General features: G+C 30.5%; 19 protein-coding genes and 1 other RNA gene. 5 read left to right on the forward strand and 15 right to left on the reverse strand.

Annotated features, from left to right (window positions below):
• Positions 1-103: 103 nt before the first annotated feature.
• Positions 104-865, forward strand: a complete 762-nt coding sequence (gene yaaA / locus ACYU7A_RS14245) for a peroxide stress protein YaaA (protein ID WP_460577603.1) — start codon at positions 104-106, stop codon at positions 863-865.
• Here the strand turns inward: yaaA and ACYU7A_RS14250 are convergent, their stop codons facing one another.
• From ACYU7A_RS14250 to ACYU7A_RS14270, 5 genes are all read right to left on the reverse strand, one after another.
• A complete protein-coding gene (locus ACYU7A_RS14250; protein WP_298302209.1) occupies positions 866-1,213 on the reverse strand; it encodes a hypothetical protein in 348 nt (115 codons plus the stop codon). It abuts the gene before it with no gap.
• A gap of 248 nt (positions 1,214-1,461) precedes the next feature.
• The gene (locus tag ACYU7A_RS14255; protein ID WP_460577605.1) at positions 1,462-2,031 is read right to left on the reverse strand and encodes an anthranilate synthase component II; all 570 of its coding nucleotides are present in this window, start codon (positions 2,029-2,031) and stop codon (positions 1,462-1,464) included.
• Between the two features lie 97 nt (positions 2,032-2,128).
• The gene (locus ACYU7A_RS14260) at positions 2,129-2,692 is read right to left on the reverse strand and encodes a YceI family protein (protein WP_460577607.1); all 564 of its coding nucleotides are present in this window, start codon (positions 2,690-2,692) and stop codon (positions 2,129-2,131) included.
• A gap of 37 nt (positions 2,693-2,729) precedes the next feature.
• Entirely contained in the window at positions 2,730-3,362 is a 633-nt protein-coding gene (locus ACYU7A_RS14265) for an NAD(P)H-dependent oxidoreductase (RefSeq protein WP_460577609.1), read from the reverse strand.
• 8 nt (positions 3,363-3,370) lie between these two features.
• Positions 3,371-3,829, reverse strand: coding sequence for a MarR family winged helix-turn-helix transcriptional regulator (locus ACYU7A_RS14270; RefSeq protein ID WP_460577611.1), 459 nt, complete (start codon positions 3,827-3,829; stop codon positions 3,371-3,373).
• A 138-nt stretch (positions 3,830-3,967) separates the two neighbouring features.
• Between ACYU7A_RS14270 and ACYU7A_RS14275 the strand changes: the two genes are divergently transcribed.
• Positions 3,968-4,282: a rhodanese-like domain-containing protein gene (locus tag ACYU7A_RS14275; RefSeq protein ID WP_298302197.1), complete on the forward strand. Its 315-nt coding sequence runs from the start codon at positions 3,968-3,970 to the stop codon at positions 4,280-4,282.
• 4 nt (positions 4,283-4,286) lie between these two features.
• Here the strand turns inward: ACYU7A_RS14275 and ACYU7A_RS14280 are convergent, their stop codons facing one another.
• The 3 genes from ACYU7A_RS14280 to ACYU7A_RS14290 form a co-directional block, all read right to left on the reverse strand.
• The gene (locus tag ACYU7A_RS14280) at positions 4,287-4,712 is read right to left on the reverse strand and encodes a hypothetical protein (RefSeq protein WP_460577613.1); all 426 of its coding nucleotides are present in this window, start codon (positions 4,710-4,712) and stop codon (positions 4,287-4,289) included.
• Between the two features lie 111 nt (positions 4,713-4,823).
• Positions 4,824-5,222: a transfer-messenger RNA gene (ssrA, locus tag ACYU7A_RS14285) on the reverse strand.
• A 71-nt stretch (positions 5,223-5,293) separates the two neighbouring features.
• Positions 5,294-6,499 (reverse strand): serine hydrolase domain-containing protein, encoded by a 1,206-nt coding sequence (locus ACYU7A_RS14290; RefSeq protein ID WP_460577614.1) that lies wholly within the window; start codon positions 6,497-6,499, stop codon positions 5,294-5,296.
• A gap of 201 nt (positions 6,500-6,700) precedes the next feature.
• Between ACYU7A_RS14290 and ACYU7A_RS14295 the strand changes: the two genes are divergently transcribed.
• The 3 genes from ACYU7A_RS14295 to ACYU7A_RS14305 all read left to right on the forward strand — a co-directional run bounded on the left by ACYU7A_RS14295 (position 6,701) and on the right by ACYU7A_RS14305 (position 11,924).
• Positions 6,701-7,903 (forward strand): NAD(P)-dependent oxidoreductase, encoded by a 1,203-nt coding sequence (locus tag ACYU7A_RS14295; protein WP_460577616.1) that lies wholly within the window; start codon positions 6,701-6,703, stop codon positions 7,901-7,903.
• A gap of 128 nt (positions 7,904-8,031) precedes the next feature.
• Positions 8,032-10,131, forward strand: coding sequence for a glycoside hydrolase family 97 protein (locus ACYU7A_RS14300; RefSeq protein ID WP_460577618.1), 2,100 nt, complete (start codon positions 8,032-8,034; stop codon positions 10,129-10,131).
• A 26-nt stretch (positions 10,132-10,157) separates the two neighbouring features.
• On the forward strand, positions 10,158-11,924 hold the full coding sequence (locus tag ACYU7A_RS14305) for an MFS transporter (protein ID WP_460577620.1): 1,767 nt from the start codon (positions 10,158-10,160) through the stop codon (positions 11,922-11,924).
• Positions 11,925-12,018: 94 nt separating this feature from the next.
• On the opposite strand, the gene bchE is transcribed toward ACYU7A_RS14305, so the two are convergent.
• Genes bchE through ACYU7A_RS14340 form a run of 7 tightly spaced genes read right to left on the reverse strand, consistent with a single transcriptional unit; the run spans position 12,019 to position 16,732 of the window.
• The gene (gene bchE / locus ACYU7A_RS14310; RefSeq protein WP_460577622.1) at positions 12,019-13,470 is read right to left on the reverse strand and encodes a magnesium-protoporphyrin IX monomethyl ester anaerobic oxidative cyclase; all 1,452 of its coding nucleotides are present in this window, start codon (positions 13,468-13,470) and stop codon (positions 12,019-12,021) included.
• A gap of 15 nt (positions 13,471-13,485) precedes the next feature.
• Positions 13,486-13,794 carry a hypothetical protein gene (locus ACYU7A_RS14315; RefSeq protein ID WP_460577624.1) on the reverse strand — a complete coding sequence of 103 codons (309 nt, stop codon included), beginning with the start codon at positions 13,792-13,794 and terminating at the stop codon, positions 13,486-13,488.
• A gap of 4 nt (positions 13,795-13,798) precedes the next feature.
• The gene (locus ACYU7A_RS14320; RefSeq protein WP_460577626.1) at positions 13,799-14,452 is read right to left on the reverse strand and encodes a DUF1361 domain-containing protein; all 654 of its coding nucleotides are present in this window, start codon (positions 14,450-14,452) and stop codon (positions 13,799-13,801) included.
• A 2-nt stretch (positions 14,453-14,454) separates the two neighbouring features.
• Positions 14,455-14,910, reverse strand: coding sequence for a hypothetical protein (locus ACYU7A_RS14325; RefSeq protein ID WP_460577628.1), 456 nt, complete (start codon positions 14,908-14,910; stop codon positions 14,455-14,457).
• 19 nt (positions 14,911-14,929) lie between these two features.
• Positions 14,930-15,697 (reverse strand): oxygenase MpaB family protein, encoded by a 768-nt coding sequence (locus tag ACYU7A_RS14330; RefSeq protein WP_460577630.1) that lies wholly within the window; start codon positions 15,695-15,697, stop codon positions 14,930-14,932.
• 55 nt (positions 15,698-15,752) lie between these two features.
• Complete coding sequence (locus ACYU7A_RS14335; protein WP_298302167.1) at positions 15,753-16,049, reverse strand: winged helix-turn-helix domain-containing protein; 297 nt, start codon at positions 16,047-16,049, stop codon at positions 15,753-15,755.
• A 59-nt stretch (positions 16,050-16,108) separates the two neighbouring features.
• A complete protein-coding gene (locus tag ACYU7A_RS14340) occupies positions 16,109-16,732 on the reverse strand; it encodes a hypothetical protein (RefSeq protein ID WP_460577631.1) in 624 nt (207 codons plus the stop codon).
• Positions 16,733-16,757: the final 25 nt, after the last annotated feature.

A 16,757-nucleotide genomic window follows, 5' to 3' on the forward strand; every position in this document is an offset into this window, starting at 1 on the left:
CGAAACTAATCATTTTAACGTATTTAATTTCAAATTGGAATTTGTATTTTTGACTCGAGCCATTTTGAAGGCGAACAGACGAAGAAAACATTAAAAATAAGTCATGAAAATCGTAATATCACCAGCCAAATCATTGGATTTTGAAAGTCAATTACCAACAAAATTGTATTCAGAATATAGTTTTGTAAAACAATCATTAGCTATTGATAAAGTTTTGAAAAAGCAAATGCCAAAACAATTGATAGAATTAATGGATATTTCAGATAAGTTGGCGGATTTAAATTGGCAAAGAAATCAAGAACGAAATCTTGCTGAAATGACTGTTGAAAACGCTAGACCAGCTGTTTTTGCTTTTAGTGGTGATGTTTATATTGGATTAGACGCTTATTCGCTTTCAGAAGATAAAATAAACGTTTTGCAAGACAAGCTTAGAATTTTGTCAGGATTGTATGGATTATTGAAACCACTTGATTTAATGCAACCTTATCGTCTCGAAATGGGAACTAAACTTCCGGTAGGAAAAAATAAAAATCTATACGAATTTTGGAAACCCATAATTGCGAAACAATTAAATGCTGAACTTCAAAAAGAGGAATTGTTTGTCAATCTGGCAAGTAATGAATACTTTGATGCCGTTGATGTAAAGATATTAAAAGTCCCAGTGATTACTCCTGAATTTAAAGATTACAAAGACGGAAAACTAAAAATGATAAGTTTCTTTGCAAAGAAGGCGAGAGGTATGATGGTGCGCTACATTATTGATACTAATGCAGAAACAATTGATGATTTAAAAGGGTTTAATTACGAAGGATACGCTTTTGATGCTAATTTAAGCAAAGGTAATAAGTTGGTCTTTACTCGCTAATTAAACATACAAATATTCTTGATATTCTCTAATGGTTTCTCTTGTGGCTTTTCTTTGGTCACGAGCTAATTCTCTCATAGATTCAACTCCTTTCTTTGCACATCGTTTTACTTTAGTTAATCTTGAAGAGAATTCTAAAAGTTTGTTTGCATCTTCTGGTGCTAGTTTAGTTTTGAGTTCATTTACAAAATCATGAAATTCATTGACTACTTTACTATTTTCATCATACTCAGTTTTTAGTTCAACTAGTAGTTCATCAATTTCATTTGTGATGTCTTTGCTAATGTCTTCACTTTTTTTGCAAAGCTCTTTAATGATTCTCTTCTCATTATTGTTAAAAAGTCCCATAACTATTTGAATTAAAATTGATTAAAAACTAAATGTACTATCTCAAATTTAATTAATTATCTTCTTCATTTCATATTCTGTTGATAACTAGTTGTTTTAGTTAATAAGAATTGAAATTTGAAAGTTTTTTCTAACAAATATCAAGTATTTTGATTTTTTGGAGTTATAGTAAAAATCTATAGTAATTCTTTAAATAATTATAATTCAGAATTATATATCAATTTATATAAAGTAAAAATTTATATTAATTAATTTGATAACCAATTTTCCAAAATGGTTTTTCCGTGTGGTGTTAAGATGCTTTCAGGATGAAATTGAACACCTTTTACATTGAAGTGTTTGTGTCGGATTGACATAATCTCGCCATTTTCTGCAACAGATGTTATCTCTAAGTCTTGAGGAAAATCAACCGGATTGATAACCCATGAGTGATAACGGCCTACTTCGAGTTCTTGCGGTAAGTTTTTAAACAAGATTTCATCAGTAACAATTACATTAATAAATGAAGAAACACCATGATGAACATTATCTAAATTAAGAAGTGAGCCACCAAAAACTTCGCCTATGGCTTGTTGACCTAGACATATTCCAAGTATTTTTTTACTTGAAGCGTAAGTTGATATAACTTTATTTAAAAGCCCTGATTCTGATGGTATTCCGGGTCCAGGAGATAGAATTATGTCATCAAAATATTTTAGTTCTTCAAGTTCAAATTCGTCATTTCTAAGTACGGTTACATCACAGTTTAGTTCTTCTAAATAATGAACTAAATTAAATGTAAAACTGTCGTAATTATCTATGAGAAGGATTTTTTTCATTAGGCAAATATAATCATAAGTTAGTTTCTAAAATGCATAAAAAAAACCTCAAAGATTTCTCTCTGAGGTTTTCTTAGTATAGCAATTTTTCCCTTTTTTAGAACTTTAATGACACTGTTAATTCGAAATCATCATTAATTGTTTTATCACCTAGGTTTTCAAAAAAGTTACCCGAATTATATTTAATTCCGTATTTAGTTCTGTCTACTTTAAACGTTGTTGTAGCAGTATCTCCTTTTACAGTGATGTCAAATTTTACTGGAGCAGTTACATCTTTAATTGTCAAATCTGCAGTTACAGTGTATACACCATTTCCTTTAGAAGCAATTTTTTTGAAAACTAATTTTGAAGTTGGATATTTATCTGTTCCAAAGAAATCGTCAGCTTTTAAATGACCATTTAATTTTCCTTGGTATTCACCTTGAATATCTGTAGCAGTTAATGAAGTCATGTCTACTACAAAAGTTCCACCAGTTAATTTTTTACCTTTAAAAATTAAGTTTCCACTTTGAATGTTTACTGTTCCACTATGTTGACCAGTTACTTTTTTCCCAACCCAGTTGATGGTACTTTTAGAAGCGTCTACTTTCTTAGATTGTGCTGTAGCGATTGTTGAAACTGCTACGAATAATGCGATTGCGATTGTTTTAAAATTTTTCATTTTCTTTTAAATTTGAGTTATTGATTTTAATTATTAATTATATTGTTACAAATAATTCTTCTTCAGATTTACGCACTTTTGCGTAATGTTGAGTTGCATCTTCTTCATGACGATAGCCAATTGTTGCTACAAGTGAAGCATTCAAGCCAAGTTTTTCAAGACCTAAAATTTCATTGTATTTCTCTGGTTCAAAGCCTTCCATAGGTGTTACATCTATCTTTAGTTCGGCAGCAGCGTTCAATAAATTTCCTAGAGCCAAATAAGTTTGTTTTGATGTCCAAGTATTTTTCACATCTTCTGGAAGTGAAACCAATTTAGATTTCATAAAATCTCCATATCCTTGAAGTGTTTCTAAAGGTAGATTTCTTGTAGTTGCCATATTATTAATGGTTGCATCAATTTCTTTTTCTCCAAAGTTGATAATGTTTGCAAAAACTAATAAATGAGAAGCATCAACAATTTGAGATTGTCCCCAAGAAACTGGCTGCAATTGAGCTCTTAAATCTGGATTTTCAACAATTAATACTTTGTAAGGTTGCAATCCGTATGATGAAGCTGTTAATCGAATTGCTTCTTTTAAACTTGCTAAATCTTCTGATGAAATTTTTTTTGTTGCATCAAATTTTTTAGTAGCATAACGCCAATTAGCGTCTTTTATAAATTGAGTCATAGTAATTTTTATTTAAGGTTTCTATATTTTTCTAATAAGGTGTTTAATTCAACTAATTCTTTTTGGTTCAGATTTGCGGCAAATAATTTTTCGTTTTCTAAAACTTTAGGATCTAATTCTTCTAACAGTTCCAATCCTTTTTCAGTAATTAAAACTTCTATTTTTCTTCTGTTTTCAGGACAAACTTCTCTTGTAACTAGATTTTTTAATAATAATTTGTCAATCAATCGGGTAGTGTTACTGTTTTTTGCAATCATTCGTTCTTGAATCACGCACATATTGGCAGGATTTCCTTTTTGACCTCTCAAAATGCGCAATACATTATACTGCTCGCCTGATAAATCATAAGGTTTTAATACCTCATTAAACTTTTCAGTAACAACATTTTGGGTAACCATAATGTTCAGGACAATTTTTTTAGCATCATCCATAGCAACATTCGATTTTATAATTTCTTCGATTTTCATAATTGTAACTACCAAATTTGTAGGTACAAATGTAAAATTATTTTTATTTGTATATACAAATGTTGTGTTATTTTTTTGTTAATACTTTTTATGACCATGTAAAATGAAATTTATAAATTTGGAAAAAAAATAATAAAAATGAACTTATCTCAACAAGAATGGGCTTCACAATTGGAAGCAGATACGAATGCAGTAATTTTAGATGTAAGAACCGAAGACGAATGGAGTGAAGGAATTATTCCAGGAGCAATTTTAAATGATATTTATAAAGGACAAGGTTTCATCTACCGATTAGAAGAACTTGATAAATCAAAAAACTACTATGTTTATTGTAAAGCAGGAGGAAGAAGTGCTCAAGCATGTAGTATTATGAAGCAAATGGGTTTTGAAAACACATTTAACTTAGAAGGTGGATTTATGAATTGGGAAGGTGAAGTTGGTTTTACTGAGTAAAACTCTATTTTTTTGGAACTTTCCTAACTATAGCATTATAAAATTCTTTAATGCTCTTTCTGTTCAATTGCGTAGTTTTTACCTCAATCAATGTTTGGTCTTTTTCTTTTATGATTAGTTTGTAGGTATAAAATTTATGAACAACTGAATATAGGAATAGTACAATACCAATAAAAATTAATCCATAAAAAAAGAATAATCTTTCTGATTTGAACACAAAAAAAGAATAAATAAAAACAGAAATGCTCAACAACAACAATAAAATATTCAAATAAAAGACTCTACTTTTTATTAAGTTAACTCTGTTGATAGAATTAAAAGGGACTTTACTTTTTTTAGAACCTTTGGTTATAATTACTTGGTTATCAGTGATTAATCCAAATTTATCATTGATAAGAATTGTTTCGTTATTTGCTTGAAATGTCGTCATTATTGTAGTTTATATGCATATACGAAGTTGATAATAATTTTGGATTTATTATGGTAGAATGTTTTCTACAAAAGAAGGGATAACTCAGTACAATGAGTTATCCCTTTTTATTTGTGGAGACGCCGAGAATCGAACTCGGGTCCAAACAAGCAATCAAAAAGCTTTCTACACGTTTAGTCCTTAATTAGATTTTAGTCAAAAAGCAAGGCCAAGAACCGCCACTTTTTGCTTAGCTTTATTAGTGTCAGAAAGGATTTAAAGCGTTACCTTTCCTAGGTTTACTTTTACGGTTCACCTTAACCAACCGCCATAAACCAAGGCTTTTGAGGTGAATCCAGCTTTCCTACCTTGTAGGAACGTGGCAAAATCGTACTAAAATTCGGATTATGCAGCTAAAGCGTAGTTATTTTCGCCGTTTATAAGTTTGAACCTTTGGATTTACGAGCTAAAAGTACAATGCTCGACGTGCTTACTGAATAATTCCACTTGCTGTCAAAACCAGTCGTCCCCAATAATTATTGTGTTTCAATACAAAAATTAGACCACAAAGGTACTACCGAAAAAATCAATAAACAAACACTTTATTCGTCTTTGGCGACAGTATCTTTCAATGTAAATGGATAATCACCAAACAATGCAGACAATCGTTTCATTTGAAAGGTTTTACGAGTAAATTTATTAGACAATGCAATAATTACAGCATTTTCTTTTCTTAAAGTGATGTAGCTTGCAGTATTTCCATGCCACCATCCATTGTGATAAAATAATTTTTGTCCAGTATCCCATTCACGCAATCGAATTCCCAAACCATAATTTTTAGAGCCTTTACTTTCATAGCTGTATCCTTTGTAAACTTGTTCTAAAAGATTTTTGCTCAAAAAACCTGGCGCATTTCTAGCCAAATCAAATTTCAACAAATCCCTTGGAGTAGAATAAATGTTTTTATCACCATAAACTGCATCAAGAAAATCGAATGGATATTTTACGTAATTATACTTATAAGAAGGTGTTCCTTTTTCTTTTGGAGTAGTTTCGTCAAAAACAAAAGTGTTTTTCATACCTAATGGTTCAAAAATGATTTTCTTCATCGCCTGACTGTATTTCATTCCTGTAACCTTTTCAATAATTAATGCCAAAAGTGCATAATTGGTGTTGTTATAACTAAAATGCGTATCAGTTTTAGTTTCTAACGGAATATTTTTATTGATAATTACTTCAAGTAAATCTTTGTTGGTGAGTGTTTTGTTTCTTCCCCAATTGGCTTTATCATCACAAAAATAATTGTACTTTTTCATGCCACTTCTGTGATTTAATAAAGTTTTTATAGTCACATCTGGATAAGGGAATTTGTCAAAAAGTGTAGTCAATTTTTGATCTAAGCTAATTTTTTTAGCATCAATTAATTTTAAAATGGCTGAGGCAGTTAGAACTTTAGTAACAGATGCAATATGCAAAGGAGTTTCAGGTGAGTTTAAGATATTATTTTCTTTATCGGCAAATCCATCATATTTCTCATAAATAATTTGTCCATTTTTTGCCACAAGAAAACTCATGTTCTCAAAATCATTAGCAAAATTATTTGTAAAGAAATTTTCAATTTCTCTCTTTTTAGTGTTTTTGTATGAATCTGAAAGTTTTGGTAAAGAATCTTCTAGCGGAAGCATTGCATATTCTAAACCAGATTTATTCTTTTTAAATGGATTCTTAATTTTTCCTGATTTATCGCAACTTATAAATAATAAAAAAGTTAAAGAAAACAATAGATATGTTACTTTGTTATTGGTCATTTTGGGTTGGGTTGAAAAACAAATATAATAAACAAAATGACAAACAAATTTCATGAAATGTTATATTAATTATAAAATTATCAACAAATTATTCCAATTAATTGAAATTCAATAAATAACTTCGATTTTATTTTGGGTAAAAAGTTTTGAAAACGTTTTCGTTACTATTACTTTTGATGTCTCAAAAAAAATACTGTTAAAATGAAGTTCGGAATTATTAAAGAAAGAAAAAATCCACCAGATAGAAGAGTTGTTTTTACTCCAGAAGAATTAGTTAGATTAAAAACAGAACATCCAGAAGCTCAAGTAAAAGTTGAAAGTTCTGATATTAGAGTATTTTCTGACGAGCAATACAGCAGTTTAGGTATCGAAGTTACTACAGATATGAGTGATTGCGATGTTTTATTTGGTGTAAAAGAAGTTCCAGTTGATGCCTTAATTCCCAATAAAAAGTACTTTTTCTTTTCACATACTATTAAATTTCAACCATACAATAGAAAGTTACTTCAAGCAATTTTAGAGAAAAATATAGAATTATTCGATCATGAAACTATTGTTGATGCTAAAAATCGTCGCTTAATCGGTTTCGGAAGATATGCAGGAATTGTTGGAGCTTACAACGGATTTAGAGCTTTTGGAATTAAATATGATTTATTCAATTTAGTAAAAGCCGAAACTTTAAAAAGTAAAGAAGAATTAATCGAACGATTACGCAGACCAATGCTTCCGAACATTAAAATTGTTTTAACAGGTCACGGAAAAGTGGGAATGGGAGCGAAAGAAATGCTTGATGGAATGAAAATTAAGCAAGTTTCAGCAGATGATTTTTTAAACAAAGTTTACACGCAACCAGTTTATACTCAAATTGATGTACTAGATTATAACAAAAGAATCGATGGACAGGTTTTAGATAATCAAGATTTTTATAAGAATCCACAAGATTATGTTTCTGATTTTGAACGTTTTTCACAAGTTGCAGATATTTATATGGCAGGACATTTTCACGGAAATGGCGCACCAGATATTTTAACAAGAGAAATGCTTAATGCTCCAAAGAACAAAATTCAAGTCGTTGCGGATATTTCGTGTGATGTTAATGGACCAATTGCTTGTACCATAAAAGCATCTACCATTGCAGAACCATTTTTTGGCTATTTACCAAGTGAACACAAAGAAGTTTCGCACACACATCCAGGTTCAATTATGGTAATGTCGGTTGATAATTTACCTTGTGAATTGCCGAAAGATGCGAGTGAAGGATTTGGAGAAATGTTTATGGAGCACGTGATTCCAGCTTTTTTTAATGGTGATAAAGACGGAATTTTGCAAAGAGCTAAAATGACTGAAAATGGTAAACTAACAGAGCGTTTCCAATATTTACAAGATTATGTAGATGGGAAATAAAAGCTGAATTTATTTATTTTCCAATTCAAAACTGAATTATAAGAAATCGATTTCGTTAATAACTAATTATTACGAAATCGATTTATTTTTAGGATAAAATGTATTTTTATAAAAAAATATAATCAAAAATGAGAAAATTACATTTATTGGTGTTCTTGATTTCAATTTTATCAGTTGAAGCTCAGAATGTTTACTCACCATCTAAAACTATTTCGTTAAGTTTTAAATTGTCTTCAGATGGAAAACCTACTTATTCGGTAAGTTACAAATCCAAACCTATTGTAAAGGAAAGTACACTTGGGATTGCAATAAAAGAATCAAAAAGTTTAGAGACCAATTTCCGAATTGACAGCATTGGTCAAAAAAGTTTTAATGAGACTTGGCAGCCAGTTTTGGGCGAACAATCCAATATTAAAAATAGCTACAATGAAATGACTGTGGCACTTTCGCAACCATCAACTGATAGAAGGATCAATATCATTTTCAGAGTTTTTGATGAAGGTATTGCTTTTCGTTATGAATTTCCTAAGCAGAAAAATCTAAATTATTTTATAATTTCCGATGAAAAATCGCAGTTTAATTTAGTAGGAAACCACAAGACTTTTTGGATTCCAGGAGATTATGATAGTCAAGAATATGCCTATAATGAAACAAAATTATCTGAAATCGACAATTCTAAATTAGATTTGAATAATGGAATCGGAGTAAAAACGATTGCAAGTTCTTTTAGAGTACAATCACCATTAATGATGAAATCGGCAGACGGAATTTATATCAATGTTTTTGAAGCAGCTGTTGTTAACTATCCAATTATGCATTTAGATGTTGACACCAAAAACTTTGGATTAACTTCTAATTTAGTTCCGAATGCAATTGGAGATAAAGCCTATCTTCAAGCTCCTTGTGTTTCGCCTTGGAGAACGATTATGATGAGTGATGACGCTCGTGAAATTGTAAGTTCAAAAATGATTTTAAACCTAAATGAACCATCAAAAATTGAAGATACTTCTTGGATAAAACCAATGAAGTATGTTGGAGTTTGGTGGGAAATGCACGTTGGAAAATCAACCTGGGATTATGCGGGTTCGCAAAATGCACAAAATGCTGCAGATGGAAGTTTGAAACCATCAGGAAAACACGGTGCAACAACTGAAAACACTAAAAGATATATTGATTTTGCTGCTAAAAATGGTTTTGATGGCGTTTTGGTAGAAGGTTGGAATGTAGGCTGGGAAGATTGGTTTGGAAATTGGAAAGAAAATGTTTTTGATTTCGTAACACCTTATCCAGATTACAATTTGAAAGAAGTGAATGATTATGCTAAATCTAAAGGAATCAAAATGATTATGCATCACGAAACTTCGGGTTCGGTGGCTAATTATGAAAGACATTTGGATAGAGCCTTAAACCTTATGAAAGACTATGGTTATCCTGCAGCTAAATCAGGTTATGTGGGAAGAATTATTCCGCGTGGTGAGTTTCACGATGGACAAACTATGGTGAATCATTTTAACTTCGTTGCAAGAAGATTTGCCGATTATAAATTGATGGTCAATTCGCACGAAAGTTCACGTCCAACAGGATATTCAAGAACGTATCCTAATTATATTGCAGCCGAAGCAGCTCGTGGAAATGAGTTTAACGCTTGGTCTGTTGGAAATCCACCAATGCACGAAACCATTTTGCCATTCACAAGATTATTAGGTGGACCAATGGATTATACTCCAGGAATTTTTGAAATCAAAATGAGTTATTACGATAAAACTAAAACCGAACAAGTTCATACAACTTTGGCTAAACAATTAGCGCTATACGTAACGATGTATTCACCATTGCAAATGGCAGCCGATTTACCTGAAAATTATGAAAGATATGCCGACGCTTTTCAATTCATCAAAGATGTTGCTGTAGATTGGCAAGATTCTAAATATCTTGAAGCTGAACCAGGAGATTATTTGACAGTTGTAAGAAAAGAAAAAAATGGAGAACGTTGGTTTTTAGGAGCAATTACTGATGAAAATGCTCGTAAAACAGAAATAAAATTAGATTTCTTATCACCAAATAAAAAGTACCAAGCTATTATCTATCAAGATGGTACTGATGCTGATTGGAAAAATAATCCAAAATCTTATGCTTTAAAAACTATTGAAGTTACTTCTAAGTCAAAAATTAAATTAAATTTGGCTAACGGTGGCGGAACTGCTATAAGTTTCAAACCAATAAACTAAAAACCAAACCAAACAAACTAAAATTTATGAGTTCAGAACAAATTAAAACAAACTATCCTGCATTGTATACGCTGATTACAGTGTTTTTTTTCTGGGGATTTATTGCTGCTGGAAACAGTATTTTTATTCCGTTTTGTAAAAGTTATTTTTCGTTAGATCAATTTCAATCGCAATTGGTTGATTTTGCTTTTTACACTGCTTATTATGTTGGCGCTTTATTATTGTTTGCCTTAGGCGATATGTCTGGAAAAGATATCGTTGGAAAATGGGGTTACAAGAAAAGTATTGTGTATGGATTATTATTTTCAGCACTCGGAGCTGGGGCAATGATTATTGCTGTTGAGGCTAGTATTTATGCTGGAATGTTGGTTGGATTATTTATTGTAGCCTTAGGATTTTCATTGCAACAAACTGCTGCCAATCCGTTTGCGATATTATTAGGTGATCCAAAAACTGGAGCAAGTCGTGTAAATCTTGGTGGCGGAATCAACTCTTTCGGAACAACTATTGGTCCAATTGTGGTGGCTTTGGCTTTATTTGGAACTGCAAAATCCATTTCAGATGAGCAAATAAAAGCTTTAGAATTAAGTAAAGTTGTGATTTTATATATTGGTGTTGGATTGTTGTTTATTGCAGCAGCGGCTTTGTTTTACTTTTCTAAAAAAGTACCAAGTGGAATTGCAAATGAACCAATGGAAAAAGCAAACAAAGCATTACGTACACTAGTTATTATGACTGTTTTACTAGCTGTAATGTTTACACCTGTTTTTCAAAGTTATAAAAGTGAAGAAGCTTTGAAAATAGAAGCTTTAACAAAAGAAAAAGATAATTTAATTAATGTTGAATTAAAAGACAGTAATAGAGCTAAAGACATTATTTATCATGAAATTGTAGCGAAACAATTAGAAATAAAATCTTTGCAGGAACCATTAGAACAAGGAAGAATGCTTTGGCTTTCAGGAGCTTTGTTAGTGGTGCTTGGTGGAATTTTATTTTCTTACACATCAGCTAGAAAGAATTCTGAAGGTTGGGGTGCAATGCAATATCCTCAATTGGTGTTGGGAATGTTGGCTATTTTTACCTACGTTGGAGTAGAAGTTGCGATTGGAAGTAATCTTGGTGAACTTTTAAAATTAAAAGAATTTGGAAGTTTGCAATCGTCAGATATTGCGCCATATATTTCTATGTATTGGGGAAGTTTGATGATTGGACGTTGGGCTGGAGCAATTAGTGTTTTTAATCTTCAAGGAAGTAAAAAAACAATTGCTTTAATCATTGTTCCGTTGGTGGCTTTTGGAATTATTTTGGGTGTGAATATCCTTTCAGGTAAAGATATGAAGCCACTTTATTATTATGTAGTTTGTGTTTTAATTCAAATTGGAGCTTTCTTTTTGAGTAAAGACAAACCAGCAAGAACCTTAATGATTTTTGGAAGTTTCGGAATGATTGCTATGTTAATTGGTTTGTTTACTACAGGAACTATTGCTATTTATGCTTTCCTTGCTGGAGGTTTGGCTTGTAGTATTATGTGGCCATCTATTTTTAGTTTGTCAATTATTGGATTAGGAAAATATACTTCTCAAGGGTCAGCATTTTTAATTATGATGATTTTAGGTGGAGGAATTATTCCGCCAATTCAAGGTAAATTGTCTGATATTATCGGAATTCATCAATCGTATATTATTACGGTAGTTTGTTTTGCCTATTTGACTTTATTTGCTGTTTTAGTGAAAGGTCTTTTGAAAAAACAAAACATTGATGTTGATGCTATTGAAGTGGAAGGAAGTCATTAGTTAGTGTTCAGTTGTCAGTTTTCAGATGACAGTTTTGATAAATTATAAAAATTAAAAACTCCGAAGGAAAATAATTTTCTTTCGGAGTTTTGTTTTATTTCCAAAATTCAAATAATCGAACTGATTTTTTGGTATGTTTATCATTAAAAAGAAATTGTAACCATTCGTGAATCCAAACTCTTTTTCCAATTCGAGTGTACCAACTCATTGCTTTTCTGATTTTTTTATCTCTATGGAAAAATAAGCGTTTTAATGCTTTTGGACGAGTTTGCATAATTACTTCTATGAGTTTTACATATAAAATAATTTGCCAAGGTTTTAATTTAGTTTTTAAAATTTGATGTTTGTAATCCCATTTTCGTTGGTCTAATTGAACTATTTCTTTGTCTTTAACGTCCTCAAAATAAGGTGTCCATTTGTGTGGTGTAACATAAAGTAACTGAATTTGGTCAGGATCATAATGTAATAGTTGTTTTAAAGAATTGATAAAATCTTTTGTAGTTTCTTCTCCAAATCCAACAACATAAGTTGCCATCGAAATAATATCATGTTTCCTCAAAATTTGTATTGCTTCTTTATCCATTGAAGTTGAGCCAGCTTTTTTGATGTTTTCTAAAATAGTTTCGTCATAATTTTCTATTCCTAGTAAGAATCTTTCAAATCCTGCTTTTTTATATAAATGCATTATGTCAGCATCACGAACTATATTGTCAGCTCTCAATGAACCAACTAAAGTTAAATCTAAATTTTTAGCAATTAAAGCTTCTAAAAATTCTTGCCAAGCTTTTTTATAAGTAGCTGGATTTTCATCAGCAAAATTTATTACTTCTACACCATATTCCTTGTGTAGCATTTCAATTTCGTCAGCAAGTTTTTGGGGATTTCGATGACGCCATTTTTTCCAAAATAAACTCTGACCACAATAGCTGCAAGGATAAGGACAACCTCTTGAAAACTGAATGACTACAGCTTTTCTTTTTCCCCAATAAGTATAATTATATCCTTTCATGAGTTCCCAACCAATTCGATAGTTTTCCAAATCTTTAATCGTTGTTGCGACTGGAGTTTTGATTATCGCAGATTGATTTCTAAAAACAATTCCTCTAACTAAATTCAAATCGGATTTGGTTTCTAAATTATTTACCAAATCAATAATAATTTGTTCGCCTTCACCACAAACGATATAATCGATTTGTGGATTTTCTTCCAGAATTTCTTTATAGTGATAGGTTGGAAAAACGCCACCAATAATTATTTTAGTATTTGGTAGTTTTGCTTTTATCAAACTTGTAATTTCATTAATTATAGGTTGTGCAGATGTTGAGCCGGAATGACCTAACAATACTAAATCAGGATTATATTTTATAGTTTCTTCAACAATTTTAGAATGTTTCATAAAACTATAATCAGCATCTAATAAATTCACATTGTGACCTGCGTCTATAAGCGGACCACCAATCGATAGTAATCCTAAAGGAGGCAAATGTTCGTGGGGCATTCTACTTCCAATAGATAAATGTGGCGGGTTTATTATAAGAATTTTCATTTTTTATATTATTAATTATTTCCAAGTTTCACCAACGATTCGTAAATACACAAAAGCAATGGGAATGTTGGCTAAAAGAATTAGTATTTTGATGGTAAAATAGTCTTGATGATTTTTTTGGGTGAAAGCTAAATAGGTTAGCCGGAATAGCATTATTAAATTAATTGCAAAAGCTAGAATCAAATAAATTGCTCCAACACCAAACAGAGCTCCAGTTGGATTTATTAGATGTAAAATCAATAGAATAGTTCCTATGATAAATGAGCCAAAGGCTAATTGAGTGGAGAAAATGCCTGTTGCGTTTTCGTATTGTTTTTTGGTCATGATTTTAGATATTAGATTTTGATTTAATATAGATTAGGTTTACAATTGTAATTAGTGTTCCTAGTCCAAGAGTGAATGTCCAAGTTTCCTTCTCGAAAAGGCAATTGAATGTAGATTCAGCCAAAAAAAGAGGATAACTAATAATATCCCAACTATTGAAACGAAGAAAGCGTCCTATATAAATACCAAAAGCACATAAATAGCTTATTGAAATTGTAAATAAATAGGATGTTTTTGAAGTATAGAAAAATTGAATTTGTTGCTGAATGGAGAAAATAGAAAGTATTCCAAAATAGAATCCTGCAATTGTAAAGCTTAAAAGCAAAATGAAGTCGAAGCAAAATTGTATCAAATTAGTGTGATTCAAATGCACAAAATCAGTAATAAGGTAAAAGGTGTTTGGAAGAAAAAGCAACCATGTCACAATGAAAAATAGATTTTTGAAATTATATTTCTTTAGAGAAAAATCAATTTTTATGAAATTGGAAATTAAATAAGGAATAACAGCAAGAATCAAATTCCAAATAAGAAATAATAAATAAAACGAATGGGTGATTTTTACACGTATTAAAAGTAAAGCAACAGCAGTTATCGAACTGAAAATTAAAAAATTGTTTTGTTTTTTATTTAAAACATAAAGTGAAAATAAATTATTCATAGTTACTTAATATTAAATGTTGATTGAATTGTTTTAACAGGAATGGTTAGCATTTTATAAAAATCTAAATCATGAAATTGATGTGCTTTTTTACCACGATTGTAAGTGTGAATAAAATGTTTGATTTGAGTAGGATAGAAGACAGTTCCAATACAGATTACCATAAATAAATAGGTACTTTTTTTGCCATTTCCCAATAAAAAATATTGCATTGCAATTTCATCAACTACAGAAACTCCTGTGTTTGTTAGCACATGAATTACATCGTGATCTTCCAATTTTGGTTGCATTTCGAAATTGTATTTTAGTAGAAAACATCCTAAATGGAAACCTAAACTGTCTTGTTGGTAGTTTATTAAATCGCTTGGTGTTTCTTTCCAAGGAATGCCTTTTTTGAAGAATTTTTGGTAAGGTTTCTTCGTGATTTCATACATTTTTTCAATTAGTAAATCTCTCATTAGTGAAATAATTGATGGTTTATAGTGTCTCGTATTTTCCGATGTTTGTAATAGATTCTTTATGTTTTTTTGGTAGTAGAATTGCTTTTACTAGATAATCTACTTTTAGTGTTTTGCTGATTTTATATAGCTTTAAAAGTGTTTTTGTTGGAAAATTTGATGTTTCAAAGAGCATTTTATAAACTATTTTCGGAACTAAGATTTTCTGAATTTCTAGTAAAATGAAGTATCTAGAATTACCCAAATGCTTTTTATATTGTTCAAATAAATGAATGGTGAATGCTCCTTTTTGTAAGTTGTTTTCGAGATGAATAGTTCTGTCAATTAACCAATCGTTATAGTTGTTTGGTAATTCTTTCAAACCCATTCGAATTCCTAACCTAGAAAACACATCAAAAATTTCTTCTTTTTCAGAGGTTTCTAATTTTCTTTCTAACAATTCAAAAGAGCGAATTGAATAATCTATAAGCATATAAAGCACATCTCTATAAGCCCAATCAGGAATGGTTTGACCACGACTTTTTTCAACACCTTGATGAATTTGGGTTATTTTATCAATTGTAGCAAGAGCCAAATCATTTTCTGCAAAGACAATGTTCTGTGCAAATTCAACTGTAGAAAACAATCGCTCCAAAGGATTTGATGGAATTTTTCCTGTAAAGTACAACCAATCAACAGCTTTGTTTAAAGCAAATTCGGCTGCAGAGCCTGCAAAAATTAGTAAAACCGTATCTGTATTTTTCCAAATTTCTCTTACTATGGATTCTTTTTTTACAAAATATTTCATTTTTTCATATTTAAAAGTACTTTGTTTTTCAAAGTAAATGAATAAAAAAATAGATTTAACTTTTTGATATTAATTTTTCAAGTGCATCAATATGATCTTTGAATGCTTTTTTTCCTTCTTTGGTCGCAATATATCTTGTATTGGGCTTTTTACCAATAAATTGTTTTTCAATTTGGATATAATTTTCAGATTCAAGAGCTTTGGTATGAGAGGCGAGGTTGCCATCAGTTACTCCAAGAAGTTCTTTAAGCATATTGAAATCGGCACTTTCGTTTACCATCAATACCGACATAATCCCCAAACGAATTCGGTGATCAAAGGCTTTGTTGATATTTTGTATGATGGTTTTCAAATTATTTGTATGTTTTTTTTAAATCTGTATTCTAACTTCTGTAATCTGCTATCTCAAAATTAATTTCTATCATATTTAAAATACATCATGCTTCCGTAAATTATATGGCAAATTCCAAATCCTAATGCCCAAAATAATAATCCGTATCCTAAAAACCATGTTGAAAGTAATCCTAAAATTATCATCGTAATTCCTAAATATCGTACATCACCAAGTGTGTATTTACTAGCATTTACGCACGCCAAACCATAAAACAATAAGGTTAATGGTGCAACTAAACTTAGCATTTCTTTCTCTATCAAAAATAGAATAAAAATGCCACCAGTTGCTAACGGAATTGCAAAGTTTATAACCAATCTTTTTGATGAAACATTCCAGATTTTATCTTCTGTTTTTTTTGCTTTTCTAACACTTAATGCTATTCCTGTTATTATGGATAAAATTAGAACAGTTGAAGCAATTATAAAAAGTTTGTTTATGGAATCTTGAGAGATGATAAGATTTCTATAGTTTCCCATTGACGTCGTATCAAAATAAATTGTTTTATAAGCTAGCCAAGCTCCAATCAAAGAATAAATCCCTGCAAGAACACCTGATAATCCACTAAGTGAAATAAATCGTGATGATTGGTTCATCATGTTTTTTATTTCAGAAATGTCGTTAAGATATTTTTCATTTTTCATATAAAAGTACTTTGAAGTACAAAGT

The organism is Flavobacterium koreense, from assembly GCF_054776075.1.

Excerpts from the sequence above, each read along its gene's own strand:
- ACYU7A_RS14320 (WP_460577626.1), bottom strand. The coding sequence starts at position 14,452 with ATGAATAATTTATTTTCACTTTATGTTTTAAATAAAAAACAAAACAAT.
- ACYU7A_RS14315 (WP_460577624.1), bottom strand. The coding sequence starts at position 13,794 with ATGACCAAAAAACAATACGAAAACGCAACAGGCATTTTCTCCACTCAA.
- ACYU7A_RS14255 (WP_460577605.1), bottom strand. The coding sequence starts at position 2,031 with ATGAAAAAAATCCTTCTCATAGATAATTACGACAGTTTTACATTTAAT.
- ACYU7A_RS14330 (WP_460577630.1), bottom strand. The coding sequence starts at position 15,697 with ATGAAATATTTTGTAAAAAAAGAATCCATAGTAAGAGAAATTTGGAAA.
- ACYU7A_RS14340 (WP_460577631.1), bottom strand. The coding sequence starts at position 16,732 with ATGAAAAATGAAAAATATCTTAACGACATTTCTGAAATAAAAAACATG.
- ACYU7A_RS14280 (WP_460577613.1), bottom strand. The coding sequence starts at position 4,712 with ATGACGACATTTCAAGCAAATAACGAAACAATTCTTATCAATGATAAA.
- ACYU7A_RS14275 (WP_298302197.1), top strand. The coding sequence starts at position 3,968 with ATGAACTTATCTCAACAAGAATGGGCTTCACAATTGGAAGCAGATACG.
- yaaA (WP_460577603.1), top strand. The coding sequence starts at position 104 with ATGAAAATCGTAATATCACCAGCCAAATCATTGGATTTTGAAAGTCAA.
- ACYU7A_RS14300 (WP_460577618.1), top strand. The coding sequence starts at position 8,032 with ATGAGAAAATTACATTTATTGGTGTTCTTGATTTCAATTTTATCAGTT.
- ACYU7A_RS14325 (WP_460577628.1), bottom strand. The coding sequence starts at position 14,910 with ATGAGAGATTTACTAATTGAAAAAATGTATGAAATCACGAAGAAACCT.
- ACYU7A_RS14270 (WP_460577611.1), bottom strand. The coding sequence starts at position 3,829 with ATGAAAATCGAAGAAATTATAAAATCGAATGTTGCTATGGATGATGCT.
- ACYU7A_RS14305 (WP_460577620.1), top strand. The coding sequence starts at position 10,158 with ATGAGTTCAGAACAAATTAAAACAAACTATCCTGCATTGTATACGCTG.
- ACYU7A_RS14265 (WP_460577609.1), bottom strand. The coding sequence starts at position 3,362 with ATGACTCAATTTATAAAAGACGCTAATTGGCGTTATGCTACTAAAAAA.
- ACYU7A_RS14290 (WP_460577614.1), bottom strand. The coding sequence starts at position 6,499 with ATGACCAATAACAAAGTAACATATCTATTGTTTTCTTTAACTTTTTTA.
- ACYU7A_RS14295 (WP_460577616.1), top strand. The coding sequence starts at position 6,701 with ATGAAGTTCGGAATTATTAAAGAAAGAAAAAATCCACCAGATAGAAGA.
- bchE (WP_460577622.1), bottom strand. The coding sequence starts at position 13,470 with ATGAAAATTCTTATAATAAACCCGCCACATTTATCTATTGGAAGTAGA.
- ACYU7A_RS14250 (WP_298302209.1), bottom strand. The coding sequence starts at position 1,213 with ATGGGACTTTTTAACAATAATGAGAAGAGAATCATTAAAGAGCTTTGC.
- ACYU7A_RS14260 (WP_460577607.1), bottom strand. The coding sequence starts at position 2,692 with ATGAAAAATTTTAAAACAATCGCAATCGCATTATTCGTAGCAGTTTCA.